This is a genomic window from Chryseobacterium sp. RR2-3-20 (assembly GCF_017808115.1).
GTDB lineage: Bacteria > Bacteroidota > Bacteroidia > Flavobacteriales > Weeksellaceae > Chryseobacterium > Chryseobacterium oryzae.
Genome location: NZ_JADQBD010000001.1, coordinates 68,698 through 85,277 on the forward strand (window position 1 = coordinate 68,698; position 16,580 = coordinate 85,277).

The 16,580-nt window shown below is 34.6% G+C and carries 16 protein-coding genes; 5 read left to right on the forward strand and 11 right to left on the reverse strand.

What is annotated here, in order from left to right:
• Window positions 1–5 precede the first annotated feature (5 nt).
• Window positions 6–1,682, forward strand: a complete 1,677-nt coding sequence (locus IV513_RS00275; RefSeq protein ID WP_209388511.1) for a C45 family peptidase — start codon at window positions 6–8, stop codon at window positions 1,680–1,682.
• A 25-nt stretch (window positions 1,683–1,707) separates the two neighbouring features.
• Here the strand turns inward: IV513_RS00275 and IV513_RS00280 are convergent, their stop codons facing one another.
• Together IV513_RS00280 and rho are read right to left on the reverse strand one after the other, a co-directional pair.
• Complete coding sequence (locus IV513_RS00280) at window positions 1,708–2,304, reverse strand: superoxide dismutase (RefSeq protein WP_209388512.1); 597 nt, start codon at window positions 2,302–2,304, stop codon at window positions 1,708–1,710.
• A gap of 175 nt (window positions 2,305–2,479) precedes the next feature.
• A complete protein-coding gene (gene rho / locus IV513_RS00285; RefSeq protein WP_209388513.1) occupies window positions 2,480–4,297 on the reverse strand; it encodes a transcription termination factor Rho in 1,818 nt (605 codons plus the stop codon).
• A 144-nt stretch (window positions 4,298–4,441) separates the two neighbouring features.
• Here rho and IV513_RS00290 point away from each other — a divergent pair, with 144 nt between their 5' ends.
• The 3 genes from IV513_RS00290 to IV513_RS00300 all read left to right on the forward strand — a co-directional run bounded on the left by IV513_RS00290 (window position 4,442) and on the right by IV513_RS00300 (window position 7,315).
• Complete coding sequence (locus IV513_RS00290) at window positions 4,442–4,831, forward strand: DUF4293 family protein (RefSeq protein WP_209388514.1); 390 nt, start codon at window positions 4,442–4,444, stop codon at window positions 4,829–4,831.
• A gap of 277 nt (window positions 4,832–5,108) precedes the next feature.
• Complete coding sequence (locus IV513_RS00295) at window positions 5,109–6,947, forward strand: ABC transporter ATP-binding protein (RefSeq protein WP_209388515.1); 1,839 nt, start codon at window positions 5,109–5,111, stop codon at window positions 6,945–6,947.
• Window positions 6,948–6,967: 20 nt separating this feature from the next.
• Window positions 6,968–7,315, forward strand: coding sequence for a DUF1801 domain-containing protein (locus IV513_RS00300; protein WP_209388516.1), 348 nt, complete (start codon window positions 6,968–6,970; stop codon window positions 7,313–7,315).
• A 139-nt stretch (window positions 7,316–7,454) separates the two neighbouring features.
• Here IV513_RS00300 and IV513_RS00305 read toward each other — a convergent pair whose 3' ends face one another.
• The 5 genes from IV513_RS00305 to rsfS form a co-directional block, all read right to left on the reverse strand.
• Complete coding sequence (locus IV513_RS00305) at window positions 7,455–8,108, reverse strand: phosphatidylserine decarboxylase family protein (protein WP_209388517.1); 654 nt, start codon at window positions 8,106–8,108, stop codon at window positions 7,455–7,457.
• Window positions 8,109–8,164: 56 nt separating this feature from the next.
• Entirely contained in the window at window positions 8,165–9,037 is an 873-nt protein-coding gene (locus tag IV513_RS00310; RefSeq protein WP_209388518.1) for a phosphatidate cytidylyltransferase, read from the reverse strand.
• Between the two features lie 22 nt (window positions 9,038–9,059).
• Window positions 9,060–9,641, reverse strand: coding sequence for an LUD domain-containing protein (locus IV513_RS00315; RefSeq protein WP_209388519.1), 582 nt, complete (start codon window positions 9,639–9,641; stop codon window positions 9,060–9,062).
• Window positions 9,642–9,775: 134 nt separating this feature from the next.
• Complete coding sequence (gene ftsH / locus IV513_RS00320; protein ID WP_209388520.1) at window positions 9,776–11,785, reverse strand: ATP-dependent zinc metalloprotease FtsH; 2,010 nt, start codon at window positions 11,783–11,785, stop codon at window positions 9,776–9,778.
• Window positions 11,786–11,801: 16 nt separating this feature from the next.
• The gene (gene rsfS, locus IV513_RS00325; RefSeq protein WP_209388521.1) at window positions 11,802–12,170 is read right to left on the reverse strand and encodes a ribosome silencing factor; all 369 of its coding nucleotides are present in this window, start codon (window positions 12,168–12,170) and stop codon (window positions 11,802–11,804) included.
• An 86-nt stretch (window positions 12,171–12,256) separates the two neighbouring features.
• On the opposite strand from rsfS, the gene IV513_RS00330 reads away from it, so the two are divergent.
• On the forward strand, window positions 12,257–12,970 hold the full coding sequence (locus tag IV513_RS00330; RefSeq protein ID WP_209388522.1) for a biotin--[acetyl-CoA-carboxylase] ligase: 714 nt from the start codon (window positions 12,257–12,259) through the stop codon (window positions 12,968–12,970).
• On the opposite strand, the gene IV513_RS00335 is transcribed toward IV513_RS00330, so the two are convergent.
• The 4 genes from IV513_RS00335 to IV513_RS00350 form a co-directional block, all read right to left on the reverse strand.
• The gene (locus IV513_RS00335; protein ID WP_209388523.1) at window positions 12,964–14,076 is read right to left on the reverse strand and encodes an LptF/LptG family permease; all 1,113 of its coding nucleotides are present in this window, start codon (window positions 14,074–14,076) and stop codon (window positions 12,964–12,966) included. The two genes, IV513_RS00330 and IV513_RS00335, sit on opposite strands and share 7 nt — an antisense overlap.
• Before the next feature lie 9 nt (window positions 14,077–14,085).
• A complete protein-coding gene (tgt, locus tag IV513_RS00340; RefSeq protein ID WP_209388524.1) occupies window positions 14,086–15,216 on the reverse strand; it encodes a tRNA guanosine(34) transglycosylase Tgt in 1,131 nt (376 codons plus the stop codon).
• Between the two features lie 52 nt (window positions 15,217–15,268).
• On the reverse strand, window positions 15,269–15,646 hold the full coding sequence (locus IV513_RS00345) for a DUF4296 domain-containing protein (protein WP_209388525.1): 378 nt from the start codon (window positions 15,644–15,646) through the stop codon (window positions 15,269–15,271).
• A 153-nt stretch (window positions 15,647–15,799) separates the two neighbouring features.
• Window positions 15,800–16,516, reverse strand: coding sequence for a polyprenol monophosphomannose synthase (locus IV513_RS00350; RefSeq protein WP_209388526.1), 717 nt, complete (start codon window positions 16,514–16,516; stop codon window positions 15,800–15,802).
• Window positions 16,517–16,580: the final 64 nt, after the last annotated feature.

A 16,580-nucleotide genomic window follows, 5' to 3' on the forward strand; every position in this document is an offset into this window, starting at 1 on the left:
AACCGATGAAAATTAAAAAGATCATTTTTTTCATTCTGATTCTGCATTTTATGGGTTGCGGAACAAGAAACTCGGTGAAACATCTTCCGGATATAAAGCAATATTCTTTAGAAGTCCCAAAAGTTCAGAAAATTAACGATTCTACCTTCAGTTTTAATCAAAATTATTTAACCAAAAACAAACAGCAGCTTTGGGAGCTTTATATCAAAGGAAATCCTTTACAGCTGGGTTATAACAACGGAGCTCTAACACAGAATTTAATGCAGAGACAAGAGGAAATTTTCTTTTCTAAGGTAGAAAATTTTGTTCCATCAAAATTTAAGCAGAATCTTCTGAGAGGTTTTCTCAAATGGTACAACCGAAAAATGTACCTGAACGTACGCAACGATTTGCAGGCAGAATTGTACGGTTTATCTCAATATTCATCGGATCAATATGATTTTATTGCACCCAAATTCAGAAGGGTTATGTATTTGCACGGCGCACATGATATTGGGCATGCTATGCAGGATTTGGCAATGGTAGGGTGCTCGTCTTTAGCCGCTTGGGGGGACAAATCAGAAGACGGTGATCTGCTGATCGGAAGAAATTTTGATTTTTATGTGGGCGATGATTTTGCCAAAAATAAACTGATAGAATTTGTAGAACCGGAAGAAGGAATTCCGTACATGTCTGTAAGCTGGCCCGGACTGATTGGAGTGGTTTCTGGGATGAATAAAGAAGGTATAACAGTCACGATTAATGCCGGAAAATCAAAAATTCCTTTGACGGCAAAAACACCGATATCATTTGTGACTAGAGAGATTTTGCAATTTGCCAAAACTATTGACGAAGCCATTGCCATCGCAAAAAAACGAAAGGTCTTTGTGTCCGAATCTATTTTGGTAGGAAGTGCCAACGACAAAAAAGCGGTTACTATTGAAGTATCACCAGATAATTTTGGCGTTTATGAGGTTGAAAATTCCAATACATTGGTTTGTACCAATCATTTTCAGTCTGCGGCTTACAAAGACGACAAGCGGAATCAAAAGCAGATTGCAGAAAGCCATTCTGAGTACCGTTATGAAAAATTACAGGAGTTTTTAAATGAAAATAAAAAGTTGAATCCTGAAAAAATGGCTAAAATTCTTCGAGATAAATCTGGGCTTAAAGAAAAAAGCATTGGATACGGGAACGAAAAAGCGATCAATCAACTTTTGGCGCACCACGCAGTGATTTTTTCGCCGGAGAAACGGCTGGTCTGGGTTTCTTCTAATCCGTATCAGTTGGGAGAATTTGTCTGTTATGATTTGAATGAAATTTTCTCTGATAAGCAATTGAAAAATCAAAGATTAGCCAAATCGGAATTGAATATTGCCAAAGATCCTTTTGTTGATTCTCAGGAATATAAAAATTATGAAGAATTTAAAACTCTTAACACTCAGTTTGATGGTAAAAAATTGCTCTCAGATGAGTTTATCAATTATTATCAATCTTTGAATCCGGATTTTTGGCTGGTGTATTATCAGGCGGGAAAATATTATTATGATCAGAAAAATTATTCTAAAGCAAAATCAGAATTTGAAAAAGCTTTGACTAAAGAAATCACCACCATTCCGGATAAAAAGAATGTTGAGAAATATTTGAACAAAACATTAAGAAAACTCAATTATATTAAAACAAAAAAAGCTCAGATAAACTGAGCTTTAAAATTTATATAATCGGAGATTATTTGTTGAACAATTCTTCAACTTTATCCCAGTTAACTACATCAAAAAATGCAGAAACGTAATCTGGTCTTCTGTTTTGATAGTTTAAATAATAAGCGTGCTCCCAAACATCCAATCCTAAAACCGGAGTACCTTTCACATCTGCAACCGGCATTAATGGGTTATCCTGATTTGGAGTAGAAGTTACCGAAACAGATCCGTCTTCATTTTTTACAAGCCAAGCCCATCCAGAACCAAATCTTGTTTTAGCAGCATCAGAAAAATCATTTTTGAATTTTTCGAAACCGCCATAATTTTCAATGGCAGCTTTTACGCTTCCTACTGGTTCTTTACTTCCTCCTGGAGTTAAAATTTCCCAAAACAATGTATGGTTAAAATGTCCTCCTCCATTATTTCTTACTGCCGGCTTTTCTACAGCAGTTTTGCAAATTTCTTCAATAGATAATGCGTCTAAATCTGTACCTTCAATTGCTTTATTTAGATTGTCTACATAAGCCTGATGATGTTTTGTATGGTGAATCTCCATTGTTTTTGCATCAATAGTCGGCTCTAATGCATCATAAGCATATCCTAATTTTGGTAATTCGAATGACATAAGTTTTGTTTTTAATGTTAATATGTAAATTTAGCCAATATTCAAGCCAAGTTCAAAAAAACAGTATTATTTTAATAAATCTTTAACATTGATATTTTAATTCGTGAATAAGATTCAACAAAATAAAAAAAGCACGGAATTAATCCGTGCTTAGTAAATGAAAACTAAATTTCGTTTATTTATTCATAGACATTAGGAATTCTTCATTATTCAGAGTTCCTTTAATATTTTTATTTACAAATTCCATAGCTTCCACCGGATTCATTTCAGAAAGGTATTTTCTAAGAATCCACATTCTTTGCGAAGTTACTTCATCCAAAAGCAAATCGTCTCGACGGGTACTGGATGAAACCAAATCTATGGCAGGATAAATTCTTCTGTTGGCAATTTTTCTGTCTAACTGAAGTTCCATATTTCCTGTACCTTTAAATTCTTCAAAGATAACTTCATCCATTTTAGATCCTGTATCTATTAAAGCAGTTGCAATAATCGTTAAAGATCCGCCACCTTCAATTTTTCTTGCCGCTCCGAAAAATCTTTTCGGCTTATGAAGCGCATTGGCATCAACACCACCAGAAAGTACCTTTCCGGAAGCAGGAGTTACGGTATTATAAGCTCTTGCCAGTCTTGTAATAGAATCTAAAAGAATTACTACATCATGGCCACATTCTACCATTCTTTGTGCTTTAGCCAAAACAAGATTGGCAACTTTTACGTGTTTATCCGCAGCTTCATCAAAAGTAGATGCAATTACTTCGGCATTCACACTTCTTTCCATATCGGTTACCTCTTCAGGTCGCTCATCTATCAAAAGAACCATCATGTAAACTTCAGGATGATTGGATGCAATAGAATTAGCAATATCTTTCAGTAACATGGTTTTACCGGTTTTAGGCTGAGCGACAATCATTGCTCTCTGACCTTTTCCTATCGGTGCAAAAAGATCTACAATCCTTGTGGATATGGTAGAATTATTTCCTGCAAGATTAAATTTTTCTTCGGGGAAAAGCGGCGTAAGATATTCAAAAGCCACTCTGTCTTTAATGAAAGCCAAATCTCTCCCGTTTACTTCGGTAGGTTTCAGAAGAGAAAAATATTTTTCTCCTTCTTTTGGCAAACGTACAATTCCCGTTACAGTATCTCCGGTTTTTAAACCATAATTTCTTATCTGAGCCGTAGAAACATATACATCATCCGGCGAAGAAATATAACTGAAATCGGATGATCTTAGAAACCCGTAATTATCCGGTAAAATTTCTAAAACTCCTTCTATACTTACCATCCCATCAAAACTGAATTCCTTTTTAGGCTCAGCTTCTTCATGTTTTTCTGAATTCCTGTTAGGGTTTTGGTTAGGATTATGATTAGGGTGATTGTTCTGATTTCTATTTTGAGAATTTCCGTTATTTTGATTCGGATGATTCTGACCTTTTTGATTTTGGAGCTGACCTTGTCCTTGTGGTCTTTTAGGCCTTTCTTCTTTAGCCTGAACCGGCTGAGAATCTGTATTTACAGGAGTTTCGGAAGTTTCCTCAACTGTTGTTTCTGTTTTTGGAGTAACAGAAACTCTTTTTCTTTTTTGCTTTGGAGCGTTTTGCGGTTTTTCTTCAGAAGTTTCTTGAGCTTCTTTATTTTCGGGAACTTCAGGCAAAACAATTTCTTCTGGTTTTATATCATCCTGTGTTGCAATCTGCATTTCCTCTTCTTTTGCTTCGGGCTCTACAACTGGCTTTCTAGTAGTCTTCTTAGGAGCCGGTGTTTTTCTGGAAGTGTTTTTTACAGGTTTTTCTGCAGTTTCTTCTACTTTGTTTTCAGAAACTTCTGTAGAACTGAAATATTCTTTTGTTACCTTAGGGTTAGAAGCCTGAAAATCTAAAATAGCAAAGATTTTATCATTTTCATTGCTTGTTCTTGCAACCTTCACGCCCAAATCCTTTAAGATTTTAGTCAACTCCGTAACGGATTTTGACCTCAACGTTTCTATGTTAAACATATATTATGTAAAAATGTAATTAATTGTGAGTAAGAAAAGTAAGTCGGGTGACTTTTGTTTTCAAGTACATTGTATAATGCAAATCTACACTTATTTTTGAATTTTGCAAAATTTATATTATTTTTGCTGAGAATTTTAAATTCTATGCTACAAAGAATACAGACAATTTGGATGTTACTTGCCGTTTTGGGTGCAGTATTTCTATTTATAACAGGAAAGGATGTAGATATTTTCGGAGCATTTCCGGTAATTGATGTTGCTTCCGTTGTTCTTGTTTTACTGGGTGCATTCAGTCTGTTCAGCTTTAAAAACAGAAAGAGACAATTAATGCTGAATACCATCTGCATTATTATAAACGCTTTGTTGATTGGCATATTGGCGTACTGGTTGCAAAATTTATCCGGAGGAATGAATTTTCCTGAGAAGGGTATTGAGCCAATTTTCCCGTCTATCGCTATAATTTGTTTGCTTATCGCAAATATTTTTATCCGAAAAGATGAGAGGCTCGTAAAATCTGTAGACAGACTCCGATAACCTAACAACGATTTTTTGAGTGAGAACAGCTTCTTTATAAGGAGCTGTTTTTTATTTACCTAAACACTCCATTCAATCTGAAATAAAAATGCTCTGCTTGAAACATTTTTCAAAAAAAAGTTACTTATATAAAGTAAATAATTTGTTTACAACGTCAATCAATATAACCAATTTTTGAAAACAGGAAATTTAATCCCGAATAAAAAGTTATTAATAGTATACTAAAAATGTTTCATCATTATATTTTTAAGTATTTTTGCTAATCCAATTATAATTAATGAACGAATATAAAAAAATACTCAAGTTCGCAAGACCGCACCGTAAATATATCTACGGAAGTTTATTTTTCAACTTACTATACTCCGCATTTCAGATTGCTTCTTTGGGAACAATTTTACCCGTTTTGGGAATGCTTTTTGGCACTATTAAACGTGAAAAGTTCGAGGCTGTACCAGTATATTCCGGGAATCTAGTCGATTTATTTAAATATCTAAAATCATACGCCAATTATTATATACAAACTTTAGTGGATGATTATGGTACTTTAAATGTTTTGGCTTGGCTTTGTTTCATCACTGCATTTATGTTTTTTCTAAGAAACTTATTCCGATATCTTGGTTCTTATCTTTTGATTAATTATCGTGTAGGTGTTACTAAAGACCTTCGAGGTGAAATGTACCGTAAAGTATTATCTCTACCGGTATCATTTTTTACAGACAGTAGAAAAGGCGATATGATGTCGCGTATGTCTAATGACGTTGGCGAAGTAGAAGGAAATATTTTAGGTAGTTTGGTGGAATTAATCAATGCTCCGTTTATGTTAATCAGTACCTTGCTCACGCTATTTTGGTTGAGCCCGGAAATGACACTGTTCTCCCTTCTCGTTTTACCTGTAATGGGAACTTTAATCGCCATAATTGGAAAAAGCCTTAAAAAAGACTCTCATGAAGCTCAACATGAAATGGGAACTATTTTTTCTATCGTAGATGAAACCTTAAAATCTTCTAAAGTAATTAAGATTTTCAGTGCTGAAAAGATTATGAACAACCGATTTATGGGTTCTATGAACAAATGGATCAACAGTTCCATAAGATTGGGAAGAAAAAAAGAACTTGCTTCGCCCATCAGCGAATTTTTAGGGTCTGTTACTTTCTTAATTATTGCGTGGTATGGTGGTAAACAGATTGTAGTAGAGCACAGCATTGCTCCGCAAGATTTTCTTGTATTTTTAGGCATGTTCTTTCAAATCTTACCTCCGGTAAAGAGTTTATCTTCTTCTATTTCTAACATACAAAAAGGTGAAGCTTCATTGCATAGGGTTCTGGAAATTCTTGAAGCAGATGTAAAAATAGAGGAAATTGCAGAGCCTGTTTCGATTTCTACTCTTGATAATCAAATTGAATTTAAAGACATCGGATTTTATTATGATAAATCTAATTTAATTCTAAAAAATTTCAATCTCACAATTCCTAAAGGAAAAACCGTCGCATTGGTTGGACAAAGCGGAAGCGGAAAAACTACAATCGCTAATCTTCTGGCTCGTTTTTATGATGTTTCGGAAGGCGAAATTTTAATTGATGGTGTCGACATCAAACATTTAAAACTTACAGAATATCGTAAGCTTTTAGGGATGGTTACTCAAGAATCTGTCCTATTTAACGATACTGTATATAATAATATTTTAATGGGCAAACCGGATGCAACAAGAGATGAAGTTATTGCTGCCGCAAAGATTGCCAACGCAGATACATTTATTTCTCAGCTTCCTAATGGTTATGAAACCAATATTGGTGATGACGGCGGTAAACTTTCGGGCGGACAAAAGCAAAGAGTTTCCATTGCAAGAGCTGTTCTTAAAAACCCTCCTATTATGATTTTGGACGAAGCAACCTCTGCTTTAGATACAGAATCTGAAAAATTTGTACAGGATGCACTAGAAAAAATGATGGAAAACCGCACTTCACTGGTAATTGCCCACAGACTTTCTACCATTCAGAAAGCAGATTGGATTGTTGTGATGGAAAAAGGCGACATCATAGAACAGGGAAGCCACCAAGAACTTATGGCAAAAAATGGAGTTTATCATAAATTGGTAGAGCTTCAAAATTTCGATTAATTCGTTGCACAACTTTTAAAATGAACCCTATACAAGAATACTTCTACAAAATCTGTGAACCAGAAAGAAGTATTCTTTTGTTTTTAAGAAAAAAAATACTGGAATCTGATGTAGAAAATATTACCGAAACGCTGAGTTTCGGTGTTCCTTTTTTCAAGTATAAAAAGAAAATGCTCTGCTATTTTTACTTCAGCAAAAAGCATAAGCAATATTACATCAGTTTTTATAACGGCGACCGATTAAACCATCCTTTGCTTATTAGCGAAGGCAGAAAGAAATTTAAAATCTTATTAATTGATGCAGATTCAGATTTGCCTTTTGAGTCGATTTTGAATATCCTTAATGACGTTAAAATATACATTAAATAAAAAAAAGAGAAACTTCGATGGTTTCTCTTTTTCATTTATAGAATTTATTTTCTGATAACTTTATGTTTAAACTGAGTTCCACCTTCTAATGTAATATCCAAAAGGTATGTTCCTGCGATATACGATGTGAGATTAAATTTTAATTTTTCATTTTCGCTATAACATCAATTCCGCCTTTTGTTTTATCACCAATTTTACAGATAATTTCTGTATCTAAGGGTAAAAACACATCCATTCGGGAACCGAATTTAATAAATCCGAACTCATGCCCGGCTTTTGCTGAATCTCCTTCATTACAGTAAAAAACAATTCTTCTGGCAACATATCCTGCAATTTGTCTGAAAACAACTTTATGGTTGGTTAAACTTTCCACAGCCATTGTAGTTCTTTCGTTTTCTGTAGAAGATTTTTCGTGCCATGCAACCAAATATTTTCCGGGATGGTATTTTTTGTAAATTACTTTTCCTGAAACTGGAAATCTACAGATATGAACATTAAGAGGAGACATAAAAATAGAAACCTGAATTGCTTTTTCCTTCAAAAATTCGGATTCTTCTACTTCTTTAATCATTACTACTTTCCCATCAACAGGTGCAATTACATTTTCCACATGATCCAATATCTCGCGGTTGGGCACTCTGAAAAACCAAAAAACAAGGCAGTATATTACCAATAAAGGCACAATAATCAATAAGGAAAACATTTCCAAATAATAAATAGAAACCGCCGAAATAATGGTAAAAATTATGGTGGCTACCGCAATTGTTCCTTTCGATTCTTTATGTAATTTCATAATAATGCTAATTGTTGTTCTTTACTCATTACTGAGGATAAGTAATAATATAATTTTTAAATAAACTTTTCTAAAATAAAGTACAAATATACTACAGGCACACAAATGATGAAGCTATCGAGCCTATCCAATACTCCTCCATGCCCCGGAATGATATTTCCGCTGTCTTTCACCCCGAAATTTCTCTTCAGCTGGCTTTCTACCAAATCTCCCAATGGTGCAAATGCTGCAATCAAAAAACCTACTATCATCCAGTTTCCACGAAGCTGTGGTTGGTAATGCTCTACAAAATAAGAAAGAACAAGCGTTAAAACGACTCCTCCCGCATAGCCTTCCCAGGTTTTCTTTGGTGAAATCTTTGGAGCCATTTTGTGCTTTCCGAAAAATTTCCCTACCAAATACGCAAAGGTATCACTGCTCCAAATCAAAAGAAAGAGAAAGAATACCTCCAAAGTAAAAGCATTATCAAAACTTGAGAATTTAGGCAAACCTAAAGCTAATGAAAAGGGTAACCCAACATATATAACGGTAAAAATAAGCTTTCCGCTATCGTAATACAGTTCACTGGAAAATTTAAATAATGTTACTACCGCTATTACGATTAATGATAACGCAAGAATTTCGTAAAGCCTGAAATCGAAATAAAAATCGTGATGAAAAAACCTTTTGGAAAATGTGTAAAAGATAAATAATACAACCGGGAAAACAATCCATTTTTCGTATCCCTTTCCAAACTGCATAATTTTGATACACTCCCAAGTTCCCACCAGCATAAAAAAAATGATTAAACCATAAAACAGATATTGCTGCTTAATAAGTCCCGGCGAAACCAAATCCAGGAGCTGTGCTCCAAAAGGAGTTGTACAAAGAAAAATTACCGCTACATAAACCAGTCCTGAAAGTGTTCTCTGAATAAGATTCTTGTCCAAAATTTAAAATTTAATCGCTATTTTAGTCCTCCAAAAGAAGTAAAAAAAGCTTTGTATTATTATTGGCAGCCGCATCCAGTTTAGAATGACCTCCGCTGATTGATGTAAGATTTTTGATGTTTCCCGTTCTTTTTATTTTCCCCATAGCATCATTCAGATTATTTACAATCTGCGATACATTTGCCATAATAATTATTTTACCGGGAAGCCTTGATGAATGATAATGAAGAATATTATTGTGAGACAGCATAATTCTTCCGTCATAGGCAATTAAATACTCACAAGTAATAAATGCCGCATCGTTGTAAGACTGAAGTTCCGGATTATGATCTACCTTTAAGACATTCAAAAATCCCTGAAGATCCTTATCACAACAGAACAAAGAGTTTACTCTTTCAATTTTAATAATCTGGTTAAGCGTCTGCAAAGCTTCAGCTTCATCTGCACAATAGTTGAAAAACCCACCGGAATGCGTAAACAACTGGGCAAACTTGTAATCGAGATCTGCATTTTTCAGCGAATCTCCAAGTTTTTCCAGACTTTGTTTTTCGTCATCCTCGGGCTGATTGGTAAGTTTGCTTACAATTCTTTTAAAAAAACTCAAGTCAGTATAATTTAGTCAACTTAGTACAAAAATAGAAAATATAATCTTATTGGCTCTAAAAATATAGTGTAAAAACAAAAAAAATCCCGATAAATAAAAATTTATCAGGATTTTTTTAAATATTAGCTAAAATATTAGATCTGTGCAGAACTTTCTGGCGCCTGAATTTCTCCTTCAGCAATCTTTCCCTCATCATCTTTAGGCTCCTGACCGTTTTCGGGAATGGTATTGGTAACCGGTTTTTCGGTTAATTCCGGATCCCAAGCTCTTTTACCAAAAATTTCTTCTAAATCTTCCCGGAAAATAACTTCTTTTTCTAATAATTTTCCTGCTAAAGCATCTAGTTTATCTTTATTATCCGTAAGAATCTGAACGGCTCTTACGTATTGATTTTCGATAATTGATTTAATTTCAGCATCAATTTTAGTAGCCGTTTCTTCCGAATATGGTTTACCAAAATTATATTCTGACTGGCCTGAACTGTCGTAGTAAGAAATATTCCCGATATTAGGACTTAACCCATAAATGGTAACCATCGCCTGAGCTCTTTTGGTAACAGTTTCTAGATCTGAAAGTGCTCCCGTAGAAATATTATTAAAAATTACCTGCTCTGCGGCTCTTCCTCCTAATGTTGCACACATTTCATCCAACAATTGCTCTGTAGTGGTAAGCTGTCTTTCTTCCGGAAGATACCAAGCTGCACCTAAAGAACGCCCTCTCGGAACAATAGTAACCTTCAAAAGTGGTGAAGCGTGCTCTACAAGCCAGGAAATAGTTGCGTGTCCTGCTTCATGATATGCTACTCTTCTCTTTTCAGATGGTTTTATAGCTTTATTTTTCTTCTCAAGACCACCAATAATTCTGTCTACTGCATCCAAGAAATCCTGTTTAGTTACCACTTCATGATTATTTCTTGCTGCAATAAGTGCCGCTTCATTACATACATTGGCAATATCTGCACCACTGAAACCAGGAGTTTGTTTTGCCAAAAATTCTCTGTCTACATTTTCATCCAGTTTAATTTTGTTCAGGTGAACATCAAAAATCTGTCTTCTTTCATGCAGTTCCGGAAGATCTACATAAATTGAACGGTCAAAACGACCAGCTCTCATTAATGCTTTATCTAAAATATCGGCTCTGTTTGTTGCCGCCATTACGATTACATTGGTATCTGTTCCAAAACCATCCATCTCTGTTAAAAGCTGGTTAAGGGTATTTTCTCTTTCATCGTTACCTCCAGAGAAATTATTTTTACCTCTTGCTCTACCAATCGCATCAATCTCATCAATAAAAATAATTGCGGGAGATTTTGCTTTTGCCTGAGCAAAAAGATCTCTTACTCTTGAAGCTCCTACTCCAACGAACATTTCCACAAAATCTGAACCCGAAAGAGAGAAGAAAGGAACTTTTGCTTCCCCTGCAACAGCTTTGGCAAGTAAAGTTTTACCAGTTCCCGGAGGCCCTACCAAAAGAACACCTTTAGGAATTTTACCTCCCAGTTTTGTATATTTTTCTGAGTTTTTCAAGAAATCTACCACTTCCTGAACCTCTTCTTTAGCCCCTTCTAGTCCTGCAACATCTTTGAATGTTACTTGAATTCTTTCTTTTTCGTCGAAAAGTTTAGCTTTAGACTTACCAATAGAGAAAATCTGACCTCCAGGACCGCCTCCGCTTCCCATTTTTCTGAAAAGAATAAAATAGAAAAGTCCTAAAATAGCTATCCATACCAAAGCCTGAATTAAGAAGCCAACAAGCGGACTTTCGCCTTCAGCATAATCTTTTGTGGTTTTAATCGCTGGATTTTCTGCCTTTAGAGTTTCAAATTTTGCTAAGAAAAGCTGAAGATCTCCATATTTCACAGAATAGTCTGCTTTTGGAGACATCCCGAGTGATGAAAACGGATTAGGTGTTTTATCCTGAGCTTTAACAGACTCTACTTTAGCATCTTTTGTTAAATATACTTCTGCTTTCTGTGCCTGTTTATCTATTAAAACTTTCTGAATTTTCCCTGTCTGCATGGTCTTGAAAAAAGTATCTTCATCCATAGACTTTGCTCCGCTGTCGCCAAGTGAATTGGCTACAACAAACCCCAAAAGTGCTATAATCATGATTGGGAAAAACCAGTTAAATCCTTTATTATTCATTTATTTTTTTTAAAATTTATATTGTATTTTCAATTCTTGTGATTTTAGCATCACCCCAAAGTTCTTCAATATCATAATATTCTCTGGTTTGCTTCTGAAAAATATGTACTACTACCGAAACATAATCTACCAAAACCCACATAGAGTTTTCTGTACCTTCTACATGCCAAGGTCTGTCGTGAAGTTCGTTTCTCACTTTCTTCTCAACACTTCCTGCTAAAGCCGAAACCTGTGTATTGGAGTTACCGCTGCAAATGATAAATGTTTCTGCAACTGAATTTTCGATGTTGGAAAGATCAAAAATCATGATATCTTCACCTTTCACATCCTGGATAGCCTCTATAATTTTATCTATTAGTGCTTGCTTTTCTGCCGTTTTATTCATTAAAATATACTATAATCTGCAAATTTATTGTTTTTCTTTTACTTTAGCCTTATTTTTAGCGCTTTAATGTCTTAAAGTTTTCTTAAATGAACGACCTTTTTTATGTAAATGAGTGTTCTTCTACTAATGACGAAATAACCCATTTTTTACTTTATAATTCTTCAGATTTTACAGGTCTCTATACATTTTCCCAAACAAACGGAAGAGGACAATATGGAAATCGATGGATTTTTACATCAGAAAAAAATCTGGCGTACACATTAGCGGTACGAAGTTCGGTCTTTCATTATTCCGATTTTTTGTTCAATTATTATACCGCAATCTGTACCCGACAATATATTGCCAATCTGACACATCACAAGATAGAGATTAAATGGCCAAACGATATTATTTTAAACAGAAAAAAAATTGCCGGAATTTTAATTGAGAAAAAAAATATTCGCAGGAAACCTTATTTTATTATCGGTATAGGAATCAATATTTTACAGGAAACCTTTGATGAAATATCTAATGCAGGATCTATTTTAACCCAGACTGGAGAGAAATTCAATTTAAAATCTTTTGCTGAAAATTTTCATCAATTTTTGATAGAAAAACTTGAAAATATTCCTTCGGAAGGAGATATTTTGAATCAGCTGAATTCCAGTTTATTCCGAAAAAACATCATTTCTGTGTTTGAACTGAACAATACAAGACAAAATGGCATTATACGCAACGCTGATGAAAATGGAAAAATATGGATTGAACTTGAATCCGGATTACAGTCTTTTTCTTTAAAAGAAATAAAACTTCTTTACTGATTGGCTCGCTTCAAATATAAAAACAAAGTAACCGGGAAGAAAATAATATTCGGAATCCACATTGCCAATGCAGGTGGGATGCTTTTATTTTCCGAAACCACTTTGAGTGCCTCAAATGAAAACACAAAGATGAATGCAAGAGAAATCCCGACAGCAAGATTTATCCCGAGTCCTCCTCTTTTCTTCTGAGAAGAAAGCGAGAGTGCCAAAAATGTAAGAATAATAATAGATACAGGCATCGAAGTCCGCTGATGAAACTCGTTTAGGTGAGAATTAAGATTGCTGTTTCCTTTAGAACGCTCTCTTTCAATAAACTTCATCAGTTCAGGAGTTGTTTTATTTTGTCCCAACAATTCATTGGGAAACAATTCCTGCGGATCCTGACCAAAATTTTTTTTCAGCTCAAAACCCTGCCCAAGTAATTCAGAATCATCTTTATTAATCGTTTTCTCAAGGTAGCTGTTCAGAATAAAACTTTTTTTATCCTTATTCCACAAAACATCAGATGACTTCAGTTCGTAAGTAAGTTTTCGGTTTTTATCAAATTTCTGATAGAGAAAACCATAACCTCTTTTTTCTCTTTTATTCCACGAATTAATAAATATAAACTCATTTTTGCTGAGCTGTGCAGAAACGGGTGCAGTTCCAAGGATTTTTTCTTTGTTGGCGGTATTATAAGTATAGGCTTCTAACTCATTTTTCTTAATATTTGCCCAAGGCAAAACAAAATGATTTACCACCAAAGAAATAATTGCGATAAATAATGACGTTAGCAAATAAGGTCTGGCGAATCTGTGAAAACTCGCACCACTGCTTATAATAGCAACAATCTCCGTATTATTTGCCATTCTTGAGGTAAAATAAATTACCGAAATAAAAACAAGAATGGAAAGGAACGTAACAACAAGATTAACAATCCAATAGGGATAAAAATGAACCAAAAAATAGCTTACCGTAAGTTTAGGATCCAACGCTGTTGCATTTTCTATACGTGGGATTTTCTGCTGAACATCTATAACCAATACAACAATAGAAAGCAATACCAACATAAACCCGAAAGTTCCGAGGTATTTCTTTACGATATATCCGTCTACAATTTTAAGCATAAATCTTTTCTAAAGCCTTTGTCTGAGTACAGGTACTACAGAATTTTTCCACTGATAAAAATCTCCCGCCAAAATATGCTCTCTTGCAACTTTTACCAAATCTAAATAAAAGGCTAGGTTGTGAATGGATGCAATCTGCTTTGCAAGATATTCTTTAGACACAAATAAATGCCTTACATACGCCTTAGAATATTCCTGATCTACAAAGCTTGTCCCAAACTCATCCAACGGAGAAAAATCTTTCTTCCATTTTTCGTTTTTCATGTTCATAACACCTTGCCAAGTAAACAGCATTGCATTTCTTGCATTTCTGGTAGGCATTACGCAATCCATCATATCAATTCCCAAACCAATAGACTCCAGAATATTCCAAGGAGTTCCTACTCCCATTAAATATCTAGGTTTTTCTTTTGGCAAAATATCGGTAACCTCATCGGTAATTCTGTACATTTCTTCTTCTGGTTCTCCCACAGAAAGTCCGCCAATTGCATTTCCTTCTGCTCCTGCTTCGGCAATTACTTCAGCAGAAATTTTTCTTAAATCTGAATATGTGGAACCTTGTACAATTGGAAAAAATCTTTGTTTATGACCATAAAGTTCAGGATTTTTCTCATTCCAGTCGATGCATCTCTTCAACCAACGGTGCGTCATTTCCATAGACAGTTTCACTTGGTTGTAATCGCACGGATATGCAACACACTCATCGAATGCCATAAAAATATCGGCTCCAATCTGTCTTTGGATTTCCATTGATTTTTCCGGCGTGAACAAATGATAACTTCCGTCTATATGCGACTTGAATTTAACCCCTTCTTCAGACATTTTTCTGCTTCCAGAAAGTGAAAACACCTGAAAACCTCCTGAATCGGTAAGAATGGGAAGATCCCAGTTCATAAATTTATGTAAACCACCCGCTTCCTGCATTACTTCCATTCCTGGACGAAGGTAGAGATGATAGGTATTTCCTAAAATAATCTGCGCCTTCACATCATCCTTTATTTCTCTCTGATGAACCGTTTTTACACTAGCAACAGTACCAACAGGCATAAAAATAGGCGTTTGAATACTTCCGTGCTCGGTAGATAAAACTCCCGCTCTCGCTTTTCCTTCTGAGGTTTTCTCTATATTAAAAAAATTCATTCTATTACTTTTATCATTGTTTACCGGATTTTACAATTCGGCAAAACATCCATTACCTACGTTCTAAAGTAGGCAGTTCTTTATTAATAATCTGTCCAGATTCTTTTTCAATTTTCTCCGCAGCTTTTGGATCTTTATCCTTAAGAATTTCCTGGGCATCTTCTACAACACCTCTCATTTCCTGTTTAATAACGTAATATTTGTAGCTTTCGACAAAATCTGCTGTTCTAATGTTGTGGGATTTCAGAATAAAACGGGTTTCGCTTTCCAAACTTTTCCCCGGATACAAAAACATAATCTGATCGTTGATTGCCATTTCAGCAATAATTTCTGCCATTGTACTTTTACTGACAAGATTTTTAGGCTTATCAACATATTCCGTGCAGGAAAAAACAAACAAAAAGATAAAAAAACCTATAAACTTCTTCATCAACTTACTTTTTTTGTTTTTAAAATTATGTACAGACAGATCATTTTTGTTGATTTTAAATATTTGAAGAACTTAGTACAAATATAAATCTTGCTATTTTATTGGAATTATTTTTTCAGATTGAAATCGTAGTTAGAAAATCTATCCTGAATTTTACAATCTGTTAATTAAAGATTTCCATTTTAAATTTAAGACTCCAAATACAGCTTCGTGGATGATACCGCCATTCATTTTACTTTCGCCCAAAATTCTGTTGGTAAAGATAATGGGAACTTCAACAATTTTAAACCCTTTTTTGAAAGCTCTGAATTTCATTTCAATCTGAAACCCATATCCTTTCAACCTAACATTATTCAGCCCAATTTCTTCAAGTACTTTTCTTGAAAAACATACAAATCCTGCAGTCGTGTCGTGTATGGGCAATCCTAAAATAAATCTCACATATTTCGAAGCAAAATATGAAAGCAGTACTCTTCCCATAGGCCAGTTAACCACATTTACTCCTTTAGAATACCTCGAACCCACTGCCATGTCTGCATTTTTACAAGCTTCAAAAAGTCTTGGAAGATCTTTAGGATCGTGAGAAAAATCGGCGTCCATCTCAAAAATATAATCGAACTGATTTTCTATAGCCCATGTAAAACCATGAATATATGCCTTGCCCAAACCATCTTTTACTTTTCTTACAGACAAATGAAGATAATGCGGATAGTCTTTCTGCAAAGCTCTCACCAGATCTGCAGTTCCGTCGGGAGAAGTATCGTCTACCACCAAAATATGAAAATCATCTTCCAATGCAAAAACTGCAGAAATTATAGATTCTATATTTTCCTTTTCGTTGTAAGTTGGAATTATGACAAGTTTTTTCATTTCAGTTTGCAAAGATAGTTTATTTAAGTTTTTTATTTTATACAAAATAATCTATAATTTTGCA

Bases quoted from the DNA above. Each gene is read 5' to 3' on its own strand.
- IV513_RS00275 (WP_209388511.1), top strand. From the start codon at position 6: ATGAAAATTAAAAAGATCATTTTTTTCATTCTGATTCTGCATTTTATG.
- IV513_RS00280 (WP_209388512.1), bottom strand. From the start codon at position 2,304: ATGTCATTCGAATTACCAAAATTAGGATATGCTTATGATGCATTAGAG.
- rho (WP_209388513.1), bottom strand. From the start codon at position 4,297: ATGTTTAACATAGAAACGTTGAGGTCAAAATCCGTTACGGAGTTGACT.
- IV513_RS00290 (WP_209388514.1), top strand. From the start codon at position 4,442: ATGCTACAAAGAATACAGACAATTTGGATGTTACTTGCCGTTTTGGGT.
- IV513_RS00295 (WP_209388515.1), top strand. From the start codon at position 5,109: ATGAACGAATATAAAAAAATACTCAAGTTCGCAAGACCGCACCGTAAA.
- IV513_RS00300 (WP_209388516.1), top strand. From the start codon at position 6,968: ATGAACCCTATACAAGAATACTTCTACAAAATCTGTGAACCAGAAAGA.
- IV513_RS00305 (WP_209388517.1), bottom strand. From the start codon at position 8,108: ATGAAATTACATAAAGAATCGAAAGGAACAATTGCGGTAGCCACCATA.
- ftsH (WP_209388520.1), bottom strand. From the start codon at position 11,785: ATGAATAATAAAGGATTTAACTGGTTTTTCCCAATCATGATTATAGCA.
- rsfS (WP_209388521.1), bottom strand. From the start codon at position 12,170: ATGAATAAAACGGCAGAAAAGCAAGCACTAATAGATAAAATTATAGAG.
- IV513_RS00330 (WP_209388522.1), top strand. From the start codon at position 12,257: ATGAACGACCTTTTTTATGTAAATGAGTGTTCTTCTACTAATGACGAA.
- IV513_RS00335 (WP_209388523.1), bottom strand. From the start codon at position 14,076: ATGCTTAAAATTGTAGACGGATATATCGTAAAGAAATACCTCGGAACT.
- tgt (WP_209388524.1), bottom strand. From the start codon at position 15,216: ATGAATTTTTTTAATATAGAGAAAACCTCAGAAGGAAAAGCGAGAGCG.
- IV513_RS00345 (WP_209388525.1), bottom strand. From the start codon at position 15,646: ATGAAGAAGTTTATAGGTTTTTTTATCTTTTTGTTTGTTTTTTCCTGC.
- IV513_RS00350 (WP_209388526.1), bottom strand. From the start codon at position 16,516: ATGAAAAAACTTGTCATAATTCCAACTTACAACGAAAAGGAAAATATA.